This window comes from Pseudomonas sp. RIT-PI-a (genome assembly GCF_001187875.1).
Taxonomy (GTDB): Bacteria; Pseudomonadota; Gammaproteobacteria; order Pseudomonadales; family Pseudomonadaceae; genus Aquipseudomonas; species Aquipseudomonas coleopterorum.
The window spans coordinates 53,493-71,276 of record NZ_LGIR01000015.1 but is presented as its reverse complement, the minus strand read 5'-3'; the positions used below and the strand labels follow the sequence as shown (position 1 = coordinate 71,276).

21 protein-coding genes are annotated in these 17,784 nt (G+C 63.3%); 7 read left to right on the top strand and 14 right to left on the bottom strand.

Annotated elements, in window-relative coordinates; translation table 11 throughout:
* Nucleotides 1-23: 23 nt before the first annotated feature.
* The 10 genes from ribA to nrdR form a co-directional block, all read right to left on the bottom strand.
* On the bottom strand, nt 24-665 hold the full coding sequence (ribA, locus tag AC788_RS11860) for a GTP cyclohydrolase II (RefSeq protein WP_049860805.1): 642 nt from the start codon (nt 663-665) through the stop codon (nt 24-26).
* A gap of 102 nt (nt 666-767) precedes the next feature.
* Nucleotides 768-1,511, bottom strand: coding sequence for a substrate-binding periplasmic protein (locus AC788_RS11855; protein WP_049860804.1), 744 nt, complete (start codon nt 1,509-1,511; stop codon nt 768-770).
* A gap of 37 nt (nt 1,512-1,548) precedes the next feature.
* Nucleotides 1,549-2,058 carry a phosphatidylglycerophosphatase A family protein gene (locus tag AC788_RS11850; protein ID WP_049860803.1) on the bottom strand — a complete coding sequence of 170 codons (510 nt, stop codon included), beginning with the start codon at nt 2,056-2,058 and terminating at the stop codon, nt 1,549-1,551.
* Entirely contained in the window at nt 2,055-3,020 is a 966-nt protein-coding gene (thiL, locus tag AC788_RS11845) for a thiamine-phosphate kinase (RefSeq protein ID WP_049860942.1), read from the bottom strand. Before thiL ends, AC788_RS11850 begins: the two co-directional genes overlap by 4 nt.
* 17 nt (nt 3,021-3,037) lie before the next feature.
* Entirely contained in the window at nt 3,038-3,538 is a 501-nt protein-coding gene (gene nusB / locus AC788_RS11840; RefSeq protein ID WP_049860802.1) for a transcription antitermination factor NusB, read from the bottom strand.
* Entirely contained in the window at nt 3,535-4,011 is a 477-nt protein-coding gene (gene ribH, locus AC788_RS11835; protein ID WP_049860801.1) for a 6,7-dimethyl-8-ribityllumazine synthase, read from the bottom strand. The genes nusB and ribH overlap by 4 nt, the downstream gene beginning before the upstream one ends.
* Nucleotides 4,012-4,144: 133 nt before the next feature.
* Nucleotides 4,145-5,236 carry a bifunctional 3,4-dihydroxy-2-butanone-4-phosphate synthase/GTP cyclohydrolase II gene (gene ribBA, locus AC788_RS11830; protein ID WP_049860800.1) on the bottom strand — a complete coding sequence of 364 codons (1,092 nt, stop codon included), beginning with the start codon at nt 5,234-5,236 and terminating at the stop codon, nt 4,145-4,147.
* Between the two features lie 34 nt (nt 5,237-5,270).
* Nucleotides 5,271-5,933 carry a riboflavin synthase gene (locus AC788_RS11825; protein WP_049860799.1) on the bottom strand — a complete coding sequence of 221 codons (663 nt, stop codon included), beginning with the start codon at nt 5,931-5,933 and terminating at the stop codon, nt 5,271-5,273.
* Between the two features lie 45 nt (nt 5,934-5,978).
* The gene (gene ribD / locus AC788_RS11820; protein WP_049860798.1) at nt 5,979-7,142 is read right to left on the bottom strand and encodes a bifunctional diaminohydroxyphosphoribosylaminopyrimidine deaminase/5-amino-6-(5-phosphoribosylamino)uracil reductase RibD; all 1,164 of its coding nucleotides are present in this window, start codon (nt 7,140-7,142) and stop codon (nt 5,979-5,981) included.
* 5 nt (nt 7,143-7,147) lie between these two features.
* Nucleotides 7,148-7,612: a transcriptional regulator NrdR gene (gene nrdR / locus AC788_RS11815; RefSeq protein ID WP_161804299.1), complete on the bottom strand. Its 465-nt coding sequence runs from the start codon at nt 7,610-7,612 to the stop codon at nt 7,148-7,150.
* A 107-nt stretch (nt 7,613-7,719) separates the two neighbouring features.
* Here nrdR and AC788_RS11810 point away from each other — a divergent pair, with 107 nt between their 5' ends.
* The gene (locus AC788_RS11810) at nt 7,720-8,181 is read left to right on the top strand and encodes a YbaY family lipoprotein (protein ID WP_049860941.1); all 462 of its coding nucleotides are present in this window, start codon (nt 7,720-7,722) and stop codon (nt 8,179-8,181) included.
* 100 nt (nt 8,182-8,281) lie between these two features.
* Nucleotides 8,282-9,154 (top strand): thioredoxin, encoded by an 873-nt coding sequence (trxA, locus tag AC788_RS11805; protein ID WP_049860797.1) that lies wholly within the window; start codon nt 8,282-8,284, stop codon nt 9,152-9,154.
* 40 nt (nt 9,155-9,194) lie between these two features.
* Here trxA and AC788_RS11800 read toward each other — a convergent pair whose 3' ends face one another.
* Nucleotides 9,195-9,551: a hypothetical protein gene (locus tag AC788_RS11800; protein ID WP_049860796.1), complete on the bottom strand. Its 357-nt coding sequence runs from the start codon at nt 9,549-9,551 to the stop codon at nt 9,195-9,197.
* Between the two features lie 183 nt (nt 9,552-9,734).
* Between AC788_RS11800 and AC788_RS11795 the strand changes: the two genes are divergently transcribed.
* The 5 genes from AC788_RS11795 to AC788_RS11775 all read left to right on the top strand — a co-directional run bounded on the left by AC788_RS11795 (nt 9,735) and on the right by AC788_RS11775 (nt 13,642).
* Nucleotides 9,735-10,334 (top strand): DUF2796 domain-containing protein, encoded by a 600-nt coding sequence (locus tag AC788_RS11795; protein ID WP_049860795.1) that lies wholly within the window; start codon nt 9,735-9,737, stop codon nt 10,332-10,334.
* A gap of 3 nt (nt 10,335-10,337) precedes the next feature.
* Nucleotides 10,338-11,057, top strand: coding sequence for an ABC transporter ATP-binding protein (locus tag AC788_RS11790; RefSeq protein ID WP_049860794.1), 720 nt, complete (start codon nt 10,338-10,340; stop codon nt 11,055-11,057).
* Nucleotides 11,057-12,322 (top strand): ABC transporter permease, encoded by a 1,266-nt coding sequence (locus AC788_RS11785; protein ID WP_049860793.1) that lies wholly within the window; start codon nt 11,057-11,059, stop codon nt 12,320-12,322. The genes AC788_RS11790 and AC788_RS11785 overlap by 1 nt, the downstream gene beginning before the upstream one ends.
* A gap of 11 nt (nt 12,323-12,333) precedes the next feature.
* A complete protein-coding gene (locus tag AC788_RS11780) occupies nt 12,334-12,849 on the top strand; it encodes a DUF3299 domain-containing protein (protein WP_049860792.1) in 516 nt (171 codons plus the stop codon).
* Nucleotides 12,850-12,943: 94 nt separating this feature from the next.
* Nucleotides 12,944-13,642 carry an OmpW/AlkL family protein gene (locus tag AC788_RS11775; protein ID WP_049860791.1) on the top strand — a complete coding sequence of 233 codons (699 nt, stop codon included), beginning with the start codon at nt 12,944-12,946 and terminating at the stop codon, nt 13,640-13,642.
* A 65-nt stretch (nt 13,643-13,707) separates the two neighbouring features.
* Here the strand turns inward: AC788_RS11775 and AC788_RS11770 are convergent, their stop codons facing one another.
* The 3 genes from AC788_RS11770 to AC788_RS11760 all read right to left on the bottom strand — a co-directional run bounded on the left by AC788_RS11770 (nt 13,708) and on the right by AC788_RS11760 (nt 16,809).
* Nucleotides 13,708-14,637, bottom strand: a complete 930-nt coding sequence (locus tag AC788_RS11770) for an NAD-dependent epimerase/dehydratase family protein (protein ID WP_049860790.1) — start codon at nt 14,635-14,637, stop codon at nt 13,708-13,710.
* Complete coding sequence (locus AC788_RS11765; RefSeq protein WP_049860789.1) at nt 14,630-15,514, bottom strand: sugar nucleotide-binding protein; 885 nt, start codon at nt 15,512-15,514, stop codon at nt 14,630-14,632. The genes AC788_RS11770 and AC788_RS11765 overlap by 8 nt, the downstream gene beginning before the upstream one ends.
* A 161-nt stretch (nt 15,515-15,675) precedes the next feature.
* Nucleotides 15,676-16,809 carry an acyltransferase family protein gene (locus AC788_RS11760; RefSeq protein ID WP_049860788.1) on the bottom strand — a complete coding sequence of 378 codons (1,134 nt, stop codon included), beginning with the start codon at nt 16,807-16,809 and terminating at the stop codon, nt 15,676-15,678.
* Nucleotides 16,810-17,784: the final 975 nt, after the last annotated feature.

Genomic DNA, 17,784 nt, shown 5'->3' with positions numbered 1-17,784 from the left:
CGGCGTCGGCCCTGCATTGCACACTACAGCCCTTCGCTACCCTTGCGGATCGTGCCGACGACTTCGCCCTGATGCTCGTTGCCCATCATGTGGCCAAGCTTGCCGGCTTTGGTCGCCAGGTAGTATTTGTTGTGCGGGTTGTGCCCGGTGTGCAGTGGCACCCGCTCGGCAACGTTGATGCCCATGTCGGTCAACGCTTTGACCTTGCGCGGGTTGTTGGTCATCAAGCGCAAGGCTTTGACACCCAGGTGTTCGAGCATCGGTTCGCACATGCCGTAGTCGCGTTGATCGGCAGCGAAGCCCAGGCGCTCGTTGGCCTCGACCGTATCGGCACCGCCGTCCTGCAGTTCATAGGCACGGATCTTGTTCAGCAAGCCAATACCTCGACCCTCCTGACGCAGGTACAGCAATACGCCACGGCCTTCACGGGCAATGGCCTGCAACGCGGCCTCGAGCTGCGATCCGCAGTCACAGCGCTGGCTGAACAGCGCATCCCCCGTCAGACATTCCGAATGCAGGCGCCCCAACACGGGTGCACCGTCAGCCACATCGCCCAGGCTGAGCACGACATGCTCGCGGCCTGTGGCCTCATCGAGAAAACCATGCATGGTGAACAAAGCGAAAGGCGTGGGAAGCTGAGAAGCAGCGACAAAAACGACGGGCACCGGGTGCTCCTGATTCTTGATGAACTTGACAAGGGCAGTATTGTAACAGCAGCTCTGCGGGCCTGCTCAGCGGATGATCGTGGCGCGCTTTACACACGCCGGTCAAGGCGCTGGCTGGGGGGCATCGAATGGATAAGGTTGGCCCCAGCGCTGGTAGATCCCGCGCAACTGTCCGCCTTGGACCAATTGCTCCATGCGCTGGTCATAGATGGCCAGCAACGCCCGCCCACGTGCGCTGTCGTTGAAGCCCAGGTACAACGGCAGCTCGGCCACGTGTATACGCTTGAAACGGGCGGGATCGGCCGCCTCGCGCAGGATGACTTCGATTTCGGTCAGGGCATCGACGTAATAGTCGGCACGGTCGTGTTCGAGCATGGGCAGGATGCCGTTGCGGCGCTGAACCTCGTTGTAGATTTTCACGTTCGGCAGGTATTTCTGGAACTGGTAGCCCCGTACCCAGGCCAGGCGATAGCCGCCCAGACTGGTGAAATCGACCTGAGGCTTGTCGACCAGGCTCAGGGCGTAGATATGATCGGTGTCGTAATGCCAACGTGGGTACAGGGCCTGCGTCTCGTTCTGGTACGAACCGACCCAGGCATCGGCCTGACCCTGCTGCACCAACCCCACCGAGCGGATGTAAGGCGCGATGTGGATGACCACGGTGACACCCGCCGGCTGGAACACTTCTCGCAACACGTCCCAGGCCAAGCCCTTGCCATCGGCGTCGGTGTAGTCCTCCCATGCCTCACTGACCAGATCGATGCGGGCCGGCTGCGGCAACGCGCCTGCGATGGCCGCCCCGCAGATCAGCACCGCTGCGCCCAGCAGCCATCGCCATCGACCCATCCGTTGCGCCCTCATAGCCGACCCAAGCCAGGCCGGTTCACACGAAGCTCCAGCCCCACACCAGCAGTTGCATGGCCAACCAGGCGAAGACCCCGGCCAGCACATCGTCGAACATGATACCCACACCCCCATGCACATGGCGATCTATCCAGCGAATCGGCCACGGCTTGAGAATGTCGAAAAAGCGGAACACCAGAAACCCCACCAGCAACCACACCCAGCCTTCGGGCACCAGCCACAGGGTGATCCACATGCCCACCATCTCGTCCCAGACGATGCCTTCATGGTCGTGCACACGCAAATCGTCGGCGACCTTGCCGCACAGCCAGATGCCGAACAGCATGCTCACACCCAGCATCAGCCAGTAGCCCCAATCCGGGAGCATCTGCCACAACGGAATGAACGGCACGGCGACCATCGACCCCCAGGTGCCCGGCGCCTTGGGCAAGGTTCCGGAACCGAAACCGAAGGCCAGGAAATGCCATGGATTACGCCACACCGAGGGGGGCACGAACTCCGCTGGAACCTGGTTGGGATGGTCTGTCACGGTGTCTCCGCAAAATGTTGGTAGCCCCGGATGGTCGGGGTGATGTCCTGGCCGTGATGATCGACCAGCGTGACGCCTTCGCCAACACTCGCTTGGCCGATGACGAAAAACACCTCGCCCTGCGCGCGCAGGCTGGCTTCTTCTTCAGGAGGCAGGGTGAACGCCAGTACATAGTCGTCACCCCCACTCAGGGCTGCCGACCAGGCACCTTCCAATCCCAGCAGCGCCTGCAGGGCATTGGACACCGGTAGCCGCTCGCGTTCCACCCGCAAGGCGACTTTCGAGGCCTTGGCGATGTGGCCGCAGTCGGCCAGCAGGCCGTCGGAGATGTCCAGCGCTGCGCTGGCCCGGCTACGCAATGCCTGGCCCAGTACGAACTGCGGCATCGGCGACCAGTAGTGCGCCAGCAACGGCCCGGCCACCTCCGGCTCGGCGCGACGCTGGCCGAGCACCAGTGGCAAGGCACCTGCGGCGTTGCCCAGCTTGCCGCCCACGCACAGCAGATCACCCGGTCGGGCGCCGCTGCGGGTCAGGGCCTGACCTCGGGGAATGCTGCCGAAGACCGTCAGGGTCAAACTCAGCGGGCCACGGGTCGTGTCGCCGCCGACTAGGCGCAGGGCGCAGCGTTCGGCCATGGCATCCAGGCCGTTGGCGAACTCTTCCAGCCATTGCGCCGAAACGCTGGGCAAGGTCAGGGCCAGGGTAAAGCCCAAGGGGCTGGCGCCCATGGCGGCCAGGTCGCTGGCCGCAACGGCCAGGGCGCGCTGGCCCAGCAGGAAAGGATCGGCACCGTCGGGAAAATGCACGCCCGCCACCAAGGTATCGGTGGAAACCGCCATCTGCTCACCCGGCGCCAGTGCCAGCAAGGCGCAGTCGTCGCCGATGCCCAAGGCGACACCCTCGCCGGCCCGCGCACAGGACGCCGCAGCGAAATAGTGTCGGATCAGCTCGAATTCGCCCATGGGCTGCATGTCCGCGATCAGCGCTTGTGCGCTGCTACTTCCGGGCCACGCAGGCTCGGCGCCAGCTTGTCGAGCACGCCATTGACAAACTTGTGGCCGTCGGTGGAACCGAACACCTTGGCCAACTCGATGCCTTCGTTGATGACCACGCGGTACGGCACGTCGACACGCTTGAGCAGTTCCCAGGTGGACAGGCGCAGCACGGCCAACTCGACCGGATCGAGCTCCTCGATGGTGATGTCCAGGCAGGGCGCCAGCGCGCTGTCGATTTCATCGCGGCTGGCCGGCACACCGTGCAGGATTTCGCGGAAGTAGGCGCCATCTATGTCGCTGAAGTCGTTATCGACGCGAAACTGCGCTTCGATCTCGTTCAACGAGTGCTTGGCCATGTGCCACTGGTATAGGGCCTGGGTCGCCAACTGGCGGGCTTCACGGCGCTTGGCGCTGCGCGAAGGCTTGCCGGCGTCTGCAGGCTTGGGATCGCGCGGGTTGAAGCGATCGCTTTCGTCGTTGATCACTTGGCCTCCAACTGCGCCAGCAGGCTGACCATTTCCAGGGCCGAAAGCGCGGCTTCAGCGCCCTTGTTGCCGGCCTTAGTGCCGGAACGCTCGATGGCCTGTTCGATGGTGTCCACGGTCAGTACGCCGAAGGCGACCGGCACGCCGAACTCCATCGACACCTGGGACAGGCCCTTGGTGCATTCACCGGCGACGTATTCGAAGTGCGGCGTACCGCCCCGAATGACCGCACCCAGGGCGATGATCGCGGCGTATTCACTTTGCTGGGCGACCTTCTGTGCGACCAGCGGAATCTCGAACGCACCGGGGGCGCGAATGATGGTGATGTCGCTTTCGCTGACGCCATGGCGAACCAGGGCATCGATGGCACCGCTCACCAGGCTTTCGACGACGAAGCTGTTGAAGCGGCCAACCACCAGGGCGTAGCGACCTTTGGGGGCGATGAAGGTACCTTCGATGGTCTTCAGGGTCATTCGGGTCTGTCTCATCTTAAAGAGCCAGGCCGCCTGTGGGCGGCCTCTGCGGATAATGGATCACGAATATCGACGCTGCGGTTCGAGCACACCGCCATCTGGGCGGTACTGCGGCGAACCTTGCAGCCTATCTTTATTCGGAGGGCACGTATTCTACAACTTCCAGATCGAATCCGGATATCGCATTGAACTTCATCGGCGAACTGAGCAGGCGCATCTTGCGCACGCCCAGGTCCCGCAGGATCTGTGAACCGGCGCCGACGATGCTGTAGGTGGTCGGTGTTTTTGCCGTGGCCTGCCCGGCGCTTTCGCGCAGGTGCGCCAGCAACACATCACCGTCCTGCTGATGACCGAGCAGCAGCACCACGCCGCTGCCAGCCTCGGCCACCGCGCTCATCGCGGCCCGCAGGCTCCAGCGGCCGGGCTGCTTGACCATCAGCAGGTCGCGCAACGGGTCCATGTTGTGCACCCGCACCAGGGTCGGCTGGTCCGGCGACACGGTGCCCAGGGTCAGCGCCATGTGCACGTCGCCTTCCACCGAATCGCGGTAGGTCACCAGGTTGAACTGGCCCAGCTCACTGTCCAGCGGCTGCTCGGCAATCCGCTGAACGGTACGTTCATGGATCATCCGGTAATGGATCAGATCGGCGATGGTGCCGATCTTGATGTCATGCTCGGCGGCGAACACTTCCAGCTCGGCGCGACGCGACATGGTGCCATCGTCGTTCATCACCTCGCAGATCACCCCGGCCGGTTCGAAACCGGCCATGCGCGCCAGGTCGCAGGCCGCTTCGGTATGACCGGCGCGGGCCAGTGTGCCGCCCGCCTGCGCCATCAGCGGAAAGATGTGCCCGGGGCTGACGATGTCTTCGGCGCGGGCCTCGCGAGCGGCCGCAGCCTGAACCGTGCGTGCGCGGTCGGCGGCAGAGATGCCCGTGGTGACGCCGGTAGCTGCTTCGATGGACACGGTGAACTTGGTACCAAAGCCCGACCCATTGCGCGGTGCCATCAGCGGCAGCTTGAGCGTCTCGCAGCGCTCGCGAGTCATCGGCATGCAGATCAGGCCGCGCGCATGGCGGGCCATGAAGTTGATGTGCTCGGCCTTGCAGCATTCGGCGGCCATGATCAGGTCGCCTTCGTTTTCGCGGTCTTCGTCATCCATCAGGATGACCATCTTGCCCTGGCGGATATCTTCCACCAGTTCCTCGATCGTGTTGAGCGCCACGCGGCACCCCCTTGTGTTCAGAACAGCAGACTGTTCAGGATTTCAGGTAGCCGTTGGCGGCCAGAAAGCTTTCGCTGATCCCGCCATGACTCGACTCGCTGGCCTTGTCGCCCAGCAGCAGTCGCTCCAGGTAGCGCGCCAGCAGATCGACCTCGAGGTTGACCAGGCGACCGGGACGGTAGTCGTCCATGATGGTTTCGCTCAGCGTGTGCGGAATGATCGTCAACTCGAACTCGGCGCCGTCCACGGCGTTCACGGTCAGGCTGGTGCCGTCGACGGTGATCGAACCCTTGTGGGCGATGTACTTGGCCAGTTCCTTGGGCGCGCGGATACGGAATTCCACGGCTCGGGCATTTTCCTGGCGCGAAACCACTTCGCCGACACCGTCGACATGGCCGCTGACCAGGTGCCCACCCAGACGCGTGGTGGGGGTCAGGGCCTTTTCCAGATTGACCCGGCTGCCGTTCTTGAGCTGGTGGAAGGCGGTGCAGTCCAGGGTTTCGCGGCTGACGTCGGCAACGAAACCATGGCCTGGCAGTTCGACGGCTGTGAGGCAGACGCCATTGATGGCGATGCTGTCGCCCAGCTTGACGTCACCCAGGTCGAGCTTGCCGGTGTCCACGTGGACGCGCACGTCACCGCCCTTGGGGGTCAACGCACGGATGCTGCCGATGGATTCGATGATACCGGTGAACATGAGTTCTCCTCCAGAACTGGGCTGGCGCCAGGCGCAAGCCGAAAATTATACGCGCTTTGTCGGCACCGTAGCGGGCTGTGGCGCGGGGTTTGGGGCCGGGACGGCGATCACCCGCCAGTCGTCGCCCACCGCGGTCATTTCGATGATCTGCAAAGGCGCCGCTTCGCTCATGCGCTCAAGCGGCCAGTCGAGCAACGGTCGCGCCGTGGAGCCCATGAACTTGGCGGCGATGAACAGCTGGTATTCATCCACCAGGCCTTGCCGCGCGAAGGCACCGGCCAGACTCGCCCCGGCTTCCACCAGCACTTCATTGATGCCTCGCCGTGCCAGCTCGATGGACAACTTCAGCAGATCGACCCGGCCGTCCTCGCCACACAAACTCAGCAACTCATGGCCACCATGGGCGTATTGCGGATGCGCTGCCGCGTCTGCGCAGGTCACCACCAGCGCGGGCCCTGCCTGGAAGAACGGTGCATCCAGCGGCACTCGCAGGCGGCCGTCGATCAGGATGCGCAGCGGGGTGCGGCGGGTCGCCAGTTCGACGGTCTCGGCATCCAGCCCCAGCTCGGCAGCGCGTACGGTCATGCGGGCGCCGTCGGCGATCACACTGTCGGCGCCGGTCAGCACTGCACTGGATTGCGCCCGCAGGCGCTGCACCGCCGAGCGCGCAGCGGGCCCGGTGATCCATTGACTCTCGCCGCTGGCCATGGCCGTGCGCCCGTCCAGGCTCATGGCCAGTTTCACCCGAATGTATGGCTGGCCGTGCTCCATGCGTTTGAGAAAACCGAGGTTCAGCGCACGCGCCTCGGTCGCGAGCAGCGGACAGGTAACGGCGATGCCCGCTTGCCGCAGACGTTCCAGGCCCTGCCCCGCCACCTGCGGATTGGGGTCTTGCATCGCCACCACCACCCGCGCCACCCCTGCTTCGACCAACGCCTCGGCGCACGGCGGTGTACGTCCATGGTGGCTGCACGGCTCCAGCGTTACATAGGCCGTAGCACCGCGGGCGCGATCACCGGCCTGACGCAGTGCATGAACTTCGGCATGAGGGCCTCCGGCCTGGACATGCCAGCCTTCGCCAACCGTTTCGCCGTCCCGCACGATCACGCACCCCACGCGCGGGTTGGGGTGCGTGGAATACACCCCCTTGCGTGCCAGTTCCAGGGCACGGGCCATGTGCCGGGCGTCGTTGGCTGCCAGATCGGACATGCAGGTCACTCCTTGGCCGGCTCGCGGGCCAGACGGTCGATTTCCTCACGGAATTCGTCCAGATCCTGGAAGCGTCGGTAGACCGAAGCGAAACGGATGTAGGCCACTTCATCGAGCTTCTGCAGCTCGGTCATGACCCACTCGCCCACGACCAGCGACTTGACCTCGCGCTCGCCCGTGGCGCGCAACTGATGCTTGATGTGTACCAACGCCGCTTCAAGACGCTCGACGCTGACCGGGCGTTTTTCCAGGGCCCGCTGCATGCCGGCGCGCAGCTTTTCCTCGTCGAAGGGCTGGCGGCTGCCGTCTTGCTTGATCAGCCGTGGCAGCACCAGTTCGGCGGTTTCGAAGGTGGTGAAACGCTCACCACAGGCCAGGCACTCACGGCGCCGGCGAACTTGCTCGCCCTCGGCAACCAGGCGTGAATCGATGACCTTGGTGTCGTTGGCACCGCAGAAGGGACAGTGCATGGTGGCAGGCAACAAAAAAAGGGAGGGCCATGGTAGCGCATCCCACTGGCAAGACAAGCCCGAGCCTTTGCGGTATACAGACGGATCTACTTTTGTTGGATCTCGAAATGCCGTCCAAGTCGCTCGTTCTGCTCGCTCTTTTCAGCCTGCTCGCCGCCTGCAGCAGTGATGCGCCCAAGCCCGCGGCCAGCGCCACACCGCCTGCAGCCGCGCCTGCGCCGGTCATCAAGGCCCCCGTCGAACTCGGCCCGTTGCCCGCCTACCAGCGTCAACTCAGCGGCAACCTGCTCGGCGTGCCTGCCGGTGCCGAGGTTGAAATGGCCTTGCTGGTGATCGATTCGAAGGGACGTCCGCAAAAGCTGCTGGCCAGCGCCAAGCAACGCGGCACCAATCAGCCACTGCCCTTCCAACTGCGCTTTGCCGCCGAGGCTTTCCCGGCAGGCTCGCGGGTCGAGTTGCGGGCCCGTGCCAGTCAGTCGGGGCAGTTGATCCTGCACCTGCCTGCGGTGCAGATCAGCCAACCGACCACCCAACTGCTGGGCAACCTGGAAATGATCAAAGCCCCCTGAAACGGCCTGACAGCGCCCGCCACCTGGCCATCCGAGCGGCGGTGGTGGGCCTGATTCGAATCCCTTATAGTCCACCGAACCGCTGATCCTCGAGATTCACATGAGTCAAGAAACCCCCTACATCTTCGACGTGACCACTGCCGATTTCGATCAGGCCGTCATCCAGAATTCCTACATCAAGCCCGTGCTGGTGGACTTCTGGGCCGAGTGGTGCGCCCCCTGCAAGGTGCTGATGCCCTTGCTGCAACAGATCGCCGAAAGCTATGCCGGCGAATTGGTTCTGGCCAAGGTCGACTGCGACGCCGAACCCGACATCGTCGGCCGCTTCGGCATTCGCAGCCTGCCTACCGTGGTGCTGTTCAAGGATGGTCAGCCGGTGGATGGTTTCGCAGGCGCCCAGCCTGAATCGACCATTCGCGCGCTGCTCGAACCCCATGTGCAGATGCCGCCACCGCCAGCAGCCGATCCGCTGGAACTGGCGCAGGCACTGTTCAGCGAGAGCCGTTTCGGCGAAGCCGAGCAGACCTTGAAGGGGCTGCTGGCCGAAGACAATGCCAACCCTGGGGCGTTGATCCTGTTCGCCCGCTGCCTGGCCGAACGCGGCGAGCTGGACGAAGCGCAGCAGGTGCTCGACGCCGTCAGCGGCGATGAGCACAAGGCTGCGCTGGCCGGTGCCAAGGCGCAGCTGACGTTCCTGCGCCAGGCGAAGACCCTGCCCGACGTGGCCGATCTCAAGGCCCGCCTGGGTCGCGACGCGGGCGACGACGAAGCGGCGTACCAGTTGTGCATCCAGCAGCTGTCGCGCCAGCATTACGAAGCCGCCCTCGACGGCTTGCTCCAGCTGTTCATACGCAATCGCAGCTACAGCGAAGGGCTGCCGCACAAGACCTTGCTGCAAGTGTTCGAATTGCTCGGCAACGATCACCCACTGGTGACCACCTACCGCCGCAAGCTGTTCGCCGCCCTGTACTGATGGATTGCACAGGGACCTGCCAGGCGAACGGTCCTACCCGCTAGCCGACCCAGCAATAGACCGGCGCATCCGCGCCGGCTTCCACCTTCACCTGCGGACAATGGCGCAAGCGCACCAGCATTCGCTTGCCGGCCGCCACGTCACCCACCAACCCCTGGACCTGATCCAGCAACGCCGGCCCCTCGATACGCCCCGCCTGCTCCAGCAGCAACAGCACGCTGCGCCAGGCGCCGTCGTCCTGCGCCTTGCCCTTGCCCGGCGCGGGCGTCGCTGCCGACGTCGGCGCAGCTTCGACAGCCGTCGCCAATGGGCCGGTGAGGTGCGCCCAATCCTGGGCGTCCATTTCTATGGCCAGGTCCACCGGCAGATTGCCGACGGTGCCTTTGATTCTGATCATGCGGATGCCCTTTCATAACGAGGCCTCGTTGTAGCAGCGCCCCGCCAGTGAAGCAATCCCGCCTTCGACATCATGCCGTCCGCGCCCGCTGCCTGAAGCGAACATGAATCTTTCCCCAAGCATGGTCACAAAATGTAAATTTGTTATAACATTGCGTTTCCATACCGCTCACGAGATTCCCTTATGCGCCGTCTCATGCTTGCCCTGCCCTTTGCCCTTCTGCCCCTCGTCGTCCACGCCCACGAAGAGGGCCACGATCACGAGCATGAACACGAGCACGAGCACGGCAGCCTCGGCGCCCATGAACATGGCGTGGCCCGCCTCGACGCTGCCCTGGATGGGCAGACGCTGGAACTGGAACTGCAAAGCCCGGCCATGAACCTGGTGGGTTTCGAACACGCCGCCAGCAGCGATGCCGACAAAGCCAAGGTCGCCGCAGCCCGCAAGACCCTGGAGCAACCCCTGGCGCTGTTCAGCCTGCCCGCCGCAGCGGGCTGCAAGGTCACCGACCAGGAACTGGAAAGCCCGCTGTTCGGCGACAAGCCGGATCACGAGCACGGCGCCACCGAAGCCAAGCAAGGCGATGAGCACCATCACGAGCACAGCGAGATTCACGCCCACTACCACTTCACCTGCGCGTCGCCGAAGGCCCTTGACCACCTGGACCTTGCGCGCCTGTTCAGTACCTTCCCCGCCACCCAGAAAATTCAGGTACAACTGATCGGCCCGTCCGGCCAACAGGGCACGGACCTCACTCCCACGCAAAGCAGCCTGAAACTCTGACCCATGAGCGATGCATTGATCGAGCTGGCCGAACTGGGCTTTGCCTGGCCCGGCCAAGCGATGTTGCTGGATATCCCTGCGTTCCGCCTGGAGCGTGGGGAAACCCTCTTTCTCAAAGGCCCCAGCGGCAGCGGCAAAACCACCCTGCTCGGCTTGCTCGGTGGCGTGCACACTCCGCAACGCGGCAGCGTCCACCTGCTCGGTCAGAACCTGAGCGAGCTCAGCTTCGCCGCCCGTGACCGGTTTCGCGTCGAGCACACCGGCTACATCTTCCAGCAATTCAACCTGCTGCCGTTCCTGTCGGTGCGCGAAAACGTGGAACTGCCCTGCCGCTTCTCCCGACGCCGCGCCGATCGCGCCGGGCAGCGCCATGGCAGTGTTGCCCAGGCGGCTACCCAACTGCTGGCTCACCTGGGACTGCGCGACCCGGACCTGCTCCAGCGTCGCGCCGACACCCTGTCCATCGGTCAGCAGCAAAGGGTCGCCGCCGCACGCGCGCTGATCGGCCAGCCCGAACTGGTGATCGCCGACGAGCCGACTTCGGCCCTGGACAGCGATGCCCGCGAAGCCTTCATCCAACTGCTGTTCGCCGAATGCCGCGCAGCGGGCTCGAGCCTGCTGTTCGTCAGTCACGATCAAAGCCTGGCCCCCTTGTTCGACCGTCATCTATCCCTGGCCGAGCTCAATCGCGCAGCGCGCCCTGCCTCATCCGAGGTGTCTTGATGTACCTGCTTCGTCTTGCCCTGGCCAGCCTGGCCAATCGCCGCTTCACCGCATTTCTGACCGCCTTCGCCATTGCCCTGTCGGTGTGCCTGCTGCTGGCTGTGGAACGTGTGCGCCACGAAGCCCGCGCCAGCTTCGCCAGCACCGTCAGCGGTACCGACCTGATCGTCGGCGCCCGCTCCGGCTCGGTGAATCTGCTGCTCTACTCGGTGTTTCGCATCGGCAACGCCACCAACAACATCCGCTGGGACAGCTTCGAGCATTACGCCAGCAACCCGCAGGTCAAATGGGCCATCCCCATCTCGCTGGGTGACTCCCACCGCGGCTACCGGGTCATGGGCACCAACCAGAGTTATTTCGAGCACTACCAGTACGGCCGTCATCAGTCCCTTCAACTGGCCCAGGGCCGCGCCTTCCAGACCGATCCTTTCGAAGTCGTGCTCGGCGCGGAGGTGGCCGACGCCCTGCACTACAAACTCGGCGACAAACTGGTGCTGGCCCACGGCGTGGCGGCCATCAGCCTGGTCAAGCACGACGACAAGCCGTTCACCGTCGTCGGCATCCTGGCGCGCACCGGCACGCCGGTCGATCGCACGCTGCACATCAGCCTGGGCGGCATGGAAGCCATCCACATCGACTGGAAAAACGGCGTACCGGCCCGCGGCGCCGGACGAATCAGCGCCGACCAGGCGCGCAACATGGACCTGACACCCAGCGCCATCACCGCCTTCATGGTCGGCCTCAACAGCAAGATCGCCACCTTCGCCCTCCAACGCGACATCAACGACTTTCGCGGCGAACCCCTGATGGCGATTCTTCCCGGCGTCGCCCTGCAAGAGCTGTGGAGTCTGATGGGCACGGCGGAACAAGCCCTGTTCGTCATTTCGGTGTTCGTCGTGCTCACCGGTCTGATCGGCATGCTCACGGCGATCGTCACCAGCCTCAACGAGCGCCGCCGCGAGATGGCCATTCTGCGCTCGGTCGGCGCCCGTCCCTGGCACATTGCCGGTTTGCTGATTCTTGAAGCCTTCGCCCTGGCGCTGGTGGGGATCCTGGCCGGCATGGCATTGTTGTACCTGAGCATTGCCTGCGCCCAAGGCTACGTGCAGTCCAACTACGGCCTGTACCTGCCCTTGAGCCTGCCCAGTGTCTATGAGTGGTCGTTGCTGGGCATCATCCTCGCAGCCGCCGTGGTCATGGGCGCGATACCGGCCTGGCGCGCCTACCGACAATCCCTGGCCGACGGCCTGTCGATCCACCTGTGAGGATTCAACCTATGTTGCGCGCGGTAATGGCCTTGTTACTGCTGACCAGCCTGTCGCTGTCCGCGGCCGAGCTCAAGGAAGTCAGCTGGGAGGCACTGATCCCGCCGGATGCGCCCAAGCTGGTACCGCAGATGACACCCATGCACGACCTAGCGCAGATGGGCACCGCGCTGGCCGAAGCCGGGCCCGCCGCCCATCAGCAGGCGCCGGACGCACCGGTGGTCCAAGCACTGGACGGTCAGCAGCTGCGCATCCCCGGCTACATCGTGCCGCTGGAGGTCAACGAGTCGGGACGGACCACCGAGTTTCTGCTGGTGCCTTACTTCGGCGCCTGCATCCATGTGCCGCCCCCGCCGTCGAACCAGATCGTGCATGTGACCAGCGCCGTAGGGGTGAAGGTCGAAGAGCTCTACCAGCCTTACTGGATCGAAGGGCCGATGCAGGTCAAGGCCAGCACCAGCGAGCTGGCGCAGGCCGGCTACCAGATGGCTGCTGCGAAGATCTACCCCTACGAACTACCGGACTGAGCCATTGGCCTTTTATTGAGCCAGATCAAAAAACCGAGCCGGTGCACTGACTACCATTGGGCGAATTTCCTTCGCATTGCCCAATGGAGCTCCCATGAACAAGTCCTTGCTCGGCGCCTCACTGATTGCCATGGCGCTGGCAACCCCCCTGGCCCAGGCACACCAGGCCGGCGATCTGATCATCCGCGCCGGCGCCGCCACCACCGCCCCCAATGAAGACAGCGGCCAACTCAAGCTGGACGGCGCCAAGGTCGCGGGCACCAAGTCCACCCTAGACAGCGACACCCAACTGGGCCTGGCCTTCGCCTACATGCTCACCGACCACGTCGGCATCGAGCTGCTGGCAGCCACGCCATTCCAGCACACCGTGGGTGTACGCGGAGTCAGCGCTGCCACCGGCATCGCCGGGCTGGACGGGAAACTGGCGGACGTCAAGCAACTGCCTCCCACCCTGTCCCTGCAGTACTACCCACTGGCGCCGACATCGCGCTTCCAGCCGTACGCGGGCGTGGGCATCAACTACACCCTGTTCTACGACGAAGACCTGAGCGGTGCGCGCAAGCAACAGGGCTTCAACAACCTGAAGATTCAGGATTCGGTGGGCTTCGCCGGGCAACTGGGGTTCGACTACATGCTCAGCGAGCACATGATGGTCAACGCGTCGGTCTGGTACGTCGACATCGACACCAAGGCCAGCGTCGACGGTCCTACGGCGCTGGGCGTAGGCCGCACCAAGGTCGACCTGGAAGTCGACCCGTGGGTGTACATGGTCGGTGTAGGCTACAAGTTCTAGACGCGCTTGCCGTCGCCCGCCCTTCGCCCGTTGCGGGCGTGGGCTGGCACGTGAAAGTGAAAAGCCTACAACCCGAGCAGGCGCCGCAGCCCTTCTTCCAGCGGCGTCACCGGCCCCAGTTTGAAGCGTTCCAGCAGTCGGGTATTGTCGGCCCGCGAATGACGGATATCGCCCCCCCTCGCCGGCCCATGGCTCACCGCCGGCAAACCACCCAGCACAGCCCCCAGCCCCGCCAGCAGTTGATTCAATGAAGTCGCCTGATTCAGCCCGACGTTCACCGGCCCCGCCTGCACATTCGGCTGCTGCAACCCCTGCATCAGCAAGGTCACCAGATCGCCCACATAGAAGAAATCGCGGGTCTGCTCGCCATCGCCGAACAGGCTGATCGGTTGCCCACGCTGCGCCCGCTCGCTGAAAATACTGATGACGCCCGAGTAGGGCGAAGAAGGATCCTGCCGCGGCCCGTAGATATTGAAGAAGCGAAACACCACCGGCTCCAGCCCATGCTCGCGACGGTAGAAGTCCAGGTAGTACTCACTGGCCAGCTTGTCCGAGGCATAGGGCGTCAAGGGTGCCTTGGTGGTGTCTTCGCCAACCGCTTCGCCCTCGCCATTGTTGCCATACACCGCGGCGCTGGAAGCGAACAGCACACGCTTGACCCCTGCCAGGCGCATGGCTTCGCACAGGTTCAGGGTGCCGATGAAGTTGCTCTGATGGGTTTTCACCGGATCGTCCACCGAGGCCTGCACCGAAGCGACCGCTGCCAGGTGCACCACCGCCTTGCAGCCGCGCACCACCTGGGTCATCAGCGCGGCGTCGGCGACATCGCCCTCGATCAGTTCCAGCCGGGGGTTTTCCATCGGCAGGTTGCTGCGCTTGCCCGTGGACAAGTCATCGAGCACCCGCACCGAGTGACCGGCGCCCAACAACGCATCGACCAGGTGGGAGCCAATGAAACCGGCGCCGCCGGTAATCAGAATGGGTGTATCAACCATGTCGGTAGTATCTGTCCAGAAGGCTCGGCAACCCCGAACGCCAGGCGCGCGGCTTGATGCCGAAAGTGTGCAAAATTTTCTTGCAGGCCAGTACCGCGTGTTGCGGTTCTTCCCCTGCATCGGGTCGCGCGGCGTGGGCCTGCGCGGTGGGCGCATCGATCGCCAGCGAATGCAGCGTCTTGGCTTCGCTGATGATCGCCTGGCCCAGGGCCAGGGCGGTGGTCGCCTCGTTGCCGGCGTAGTGGTAGGTGCCCCACAGCGGCGCTTCACAGTCCAGCTGCTTGAGCACCGAGAGGATCACCCGTGCAGCATCGTCCACGGGGGTCGGATTGCCGCGTCGGTCATCGGCCAGAGGCAAGGGTTGCGGCAACTCGGCACGCCGCAGGTAACGGCCCAGTACGCCGTCGGCGCTGTCGTCCAGCAGCCAGCCGAAACGCAACAGCACATGCCGCGGGCAGGCCGCACGCACGCTCTGCTCGATTCGCCAAAGTGCCTGACCGCGCAGGCCCAGAGGCACCGGCTCGTCCTTTTCGCTATAGGCAGTGGCCCGCGAGCCATCGAACACACGATAGCTGGAAGGCTGCAGCAGCACGATCTGATGCTCCTGGCATCGCTCGGCCAGACGCTCCACCGCGAGCTCCTGCTGGTCCAGGCGCGCCTGACTCACGGCATCGGCCTGAAACCAGTCGAAGTAGTACGCCAGGTTGATCAGCGCATCGGGGCGGGTTTCATCGAGCAGGTCGGTGAGGCTGGCCGCATCCCAACCAGCGTCCGGTGGACGTGGAGCCAGGAAGCCGATGCCCTCTTCCGCTCCAAGGCGAATCAGCGCATGCCCCAGGGCATTCCCACCGCCCAACAGCATAAGGCGCATTCGCATAGAGTCAGCAGGTCCGTTCAAATTGACAGTTCAGATTAACCGCAGGCGCGTGGTCGACGATCAAACCTTCGCCCGCACTCGAATCGAACAGCCATTTTGCGTTTTTCTGACGCTGACGTCACGCGCTATCAAAAAGAGGGGTTCGTGGCAGCGCCGCAGCCTCAGCCCGGCACGGCCTGCGCAGGCAATCGCTGCCCCAGTAAACGACGCCCCCACTTCTGTCCGTTGACCTCGACCAAGTGGTAGGTGACGAAGGAAATTCCGATCACGGCCAGCAATACCAGGCCCACGAGCAGGTTGTTGAGCCACGGATAACCGCTGTCCAGATAACGGAAATCTCCGAACACCGGCGCCAGTGGCAACCCGGTCTTCTTCTCCAGCACCATGAACAGCAGGATCAACACACTCAAAATGATCACATGGGTCAGGTAGATCGAGTATGACAGCCGCCCCAGCAACTCGAACAGACGCGCCTTGAGCAGGCTGGAAACAATGCCGGCATCGAACGCATACAAGGTCACCGTCACGCAGAACAGCCCGCCGGCCAGCACGGCCTTGTTCGGGCTGTCGCTGCTCAAGGTCCACACAATCAAAGCGCCCGCCAGCATTTCCAGCAGCGATGCCACGCCAAACCCCAGCTGCACCCGTTGGCGCAGCGCTTCGAACACCTTGTAGCACAAGGCACCGGCGAAGAAGCAGGCCAGCCCCTTGTAGGCCAGCTCGGTAAACGGCCCCGCCCCGCTGTACAGCATCGCCACGGCGACGATGACGATCCCCGCCCACACCAGCACCCGCCGCGCCGACGTGCACAGCACCACCGCGGCGAAAATCAGATACATGTAGTACTCGATGCTGATGCTCCAGGACGGATAGTTGAACGACATGTTCTCGGTCAACGGCGTCCATGCCTGGATCAGCAACAGGTTTGGCAGGATCTGCGAAGGCGCATACATGCCGGTGAACGGCTCCTTGTTGAAGCTGACCCCCTGCTGCGCCGCGCCCCACTTCACGAACTCGAAGACGATGAACACTCCCAGCAGGCACACATGCAGTGGCGCCAGACGAAACGTACGCAGAATGAAGAACCGCCGCAGGTCCAGATCGCGCCGCGCACCATAGGCATGAGTGATCACGAACCCGCTGAGCACGAAGAAGAAGTCGACGAAAAGATCGGCACTGCGAAAGAACGCCAGCTCGGTCAGGCTGCCCACCACATGCAGGTGGTACAACACCACCGCCAATGCGCAGATGCCGCGAAGACTGTCGAGCGCATGAAAGCGATGACCTGATGCCATGGAATGATTCCGTTCGAAGGGATGTATCGGCTGCAGGCATTGCGCTGTAAGCAACAGCACGTGGGCAACAGGACGCGAAGTTTCGAAAAAGCTTAGTGAAGCGACGGGGCTGCGGCAAGAAAATACGCGATGCATATATTTATATTTTGCCGCTGCAAAAACAGCTGAAAAACTGACGCCAAATCAGGCTGCGAAGGCCGATTGCAAGCCGCGACCTCGCCTGCTTTTTGGCGAGCAACAAAAAGCCCCGCTGCCGGGTGGCAGCGGGGCTTTTTCGGTTCAAGCGGGCAGCTTAGAACGGCTCTATTCACCAGAAAGCTGTAAACAACGCCAATTTTCCTCTGAAATCATGACCCTAGAAATCAGAGGCGTGGCTGCTTCCAAAAAATTGTAAATACAACTGCATTGGAGGCACGGGTTGTTTACATTTTTCCTGATTCAGGACCTGACTCGCTACCCAGCGGCCGGATCGGGATTTTCAGGCCTTGGCTGTCCTCGACGACACAGAAACGCGCTCACGCCCGTTCTCTAGTGACCATCTCAGTTGCAGGCAAGGTTGTCCCAACAGCGCCTGATCATTGGTTGCCGGCTTGACCGACATCACGGTAAGGCCTCTAAAGGCAGCGCTGATCCCTACTCGACAGGACAGCGGCACAATGAGAACCATGGTCATGCACGCGGCGTGGCTATAGATCCTACGCGACTCATCGCAAGGTTACGAAGCCGCCATATGGAGCGAAATGTACAGTCGCCCTTCAGGGGACACCACGACTTTACCTGCAAAATCACCGGCAGTTCGGTGCATGACCTCACCATTACCGCGAGATTCCCCAAGACGTTTCGCTCGATGGACGATCCTGGCACAGTGGCTTAGCCTCCCTGCCGCTGGGTGAGCCAATTCTATCGATGAAATTATCTAGGCCGCAAAAAAAAAATGTGCTTATATGGCCTTTTACCACTACGGGCGAGAGCGAA

What these genes read in the sequence shown, in the direction of transcription:
- ribH (WP_049860801.1), bottom strand. Translation starts at nt 4,011, where the DNA reads ATGACCCTGAAGACCATCGAAGGTACCTTCATCGCCCCCAAAGGTCGC.
- trxA (WP_049860797.1), top strand. Translation starts at nt 8,282, where the DNA reads ATGAGTCAAGAAACCCCCTACATCTTCGACGTGACCACTGCCGATTTC.
- AC788_RS11825 (WP_049860799.1), bottom strand. Translation starts at nt 5,933, where the DNA reads ATGTTCACCGGTATCATCGAATCCATCGGCAGCATCCGTGCGTTGACC.
- AC788_RS11785 (WP_049860793.1), top strand. Translation starts at nt 11,057, where the DNA reads ATGTACCTGCTTCGTCTTGCCCTGGCCAGCCTGGCCAATCGCCGCTTC.
- AC788_RS11765 (WP_049860789.1), bottom strand. Translation starts at nt 15,514, where the DNA reads ATGCGAATGCGCCTTATGCTGTTGGGCGGTGGGAATGCCCTGGGGCAT.
- AC788_RS11775 (WP_049860791.1), top strand. Translation starts at nt 12,944, where the DNA reads ATGAACAAGTCCTTGCTCGGCGCCTCACTGATTGCCATGGCGCTGGCA.
- nrdR (WP_161804299.1), bottom strand. Translation starts at nt 7,612, where the DNA reads ATGCACTGTCCCTTCTGCGGTGCCAACGACACCAAGGTCATCGATTCA.
- AC788_RS11780 (WP_049860792.1), top strand. Translation starts at nt 12,334, where the DNA reads ATGTTGCGCGCGGTAATGGCCTTGTTACTGCTGACCAGCCTGTCGCTG.
- AC788_RS11760 (WP_049860788.1), bottom strand. Translation starts at nt 16,809, where the DNA reads ATGGCATCAGGTCATCGCTTTCATGCGCTCGACAGTCTTCGCGGCATC.
- AC788_RS11770 (WP_049860790.1), bottom strand. Translation starts at nt 14,637, where the DNA reads ATGGTTGATACACCCATTCTGATTACCGGCGGCGCCGGTTTCATTGGC.
- AC788_RS11790 (WP_049860794.1), top strand. Translation starts at nt 10,338, where the DNA reads ATGAGCGATGCATTGATCGAGCTGGCCGAACTGGGCTTTGCCTGGCCC.
- AC788_RS11855 (WP_049860804.1), bottom strand. Translation starts at nt 1,511, where the DNA reads ATGGGTCGATGGCGATGGCTGCTGGGCGCAGCGGTGCTGATCTGCGGG.
- AC788_RS11795 (WP_049860795.1), top strand. Translation starts at nt 9,735, where the DNA reads ATGCGCCGTCTCATGCTTGCCCTGCCCTTTGCCCTTCTGCCCCTCGTC.
- AC788_RS11800 (WP_049860796.1), bottom strand. Translation starts at nt 9,551, where the DNA reads ATGATCAGAATCAAAGGCACCGTCGGCAATCTGCCGGTGGACCTGGCC.
- thiL (WP_049860942.1), bottom strand. Translation starts at nt 3,020, where the DNA reads ATGGGCGAATTCGAGCTGATCCGACACTATTTCGCTGCGGCGTCCTGT.
- AC788_RS11810 (WP_049860941.1), top strand. Translation starts at nt 7,720, where the DNA reads ATGCCGTCCAAGTCGCTCGTTCTGCTCGCTCTTTTCAGCCTGCTCGCC.
- ribD (WP_049860798.1), bottom strand. Translation starts at nt 7,142, where the DNA reads ATGTCCGATCTGGCAGCCAACGACGCCCGGCACATGGCCCGTGCCCTG.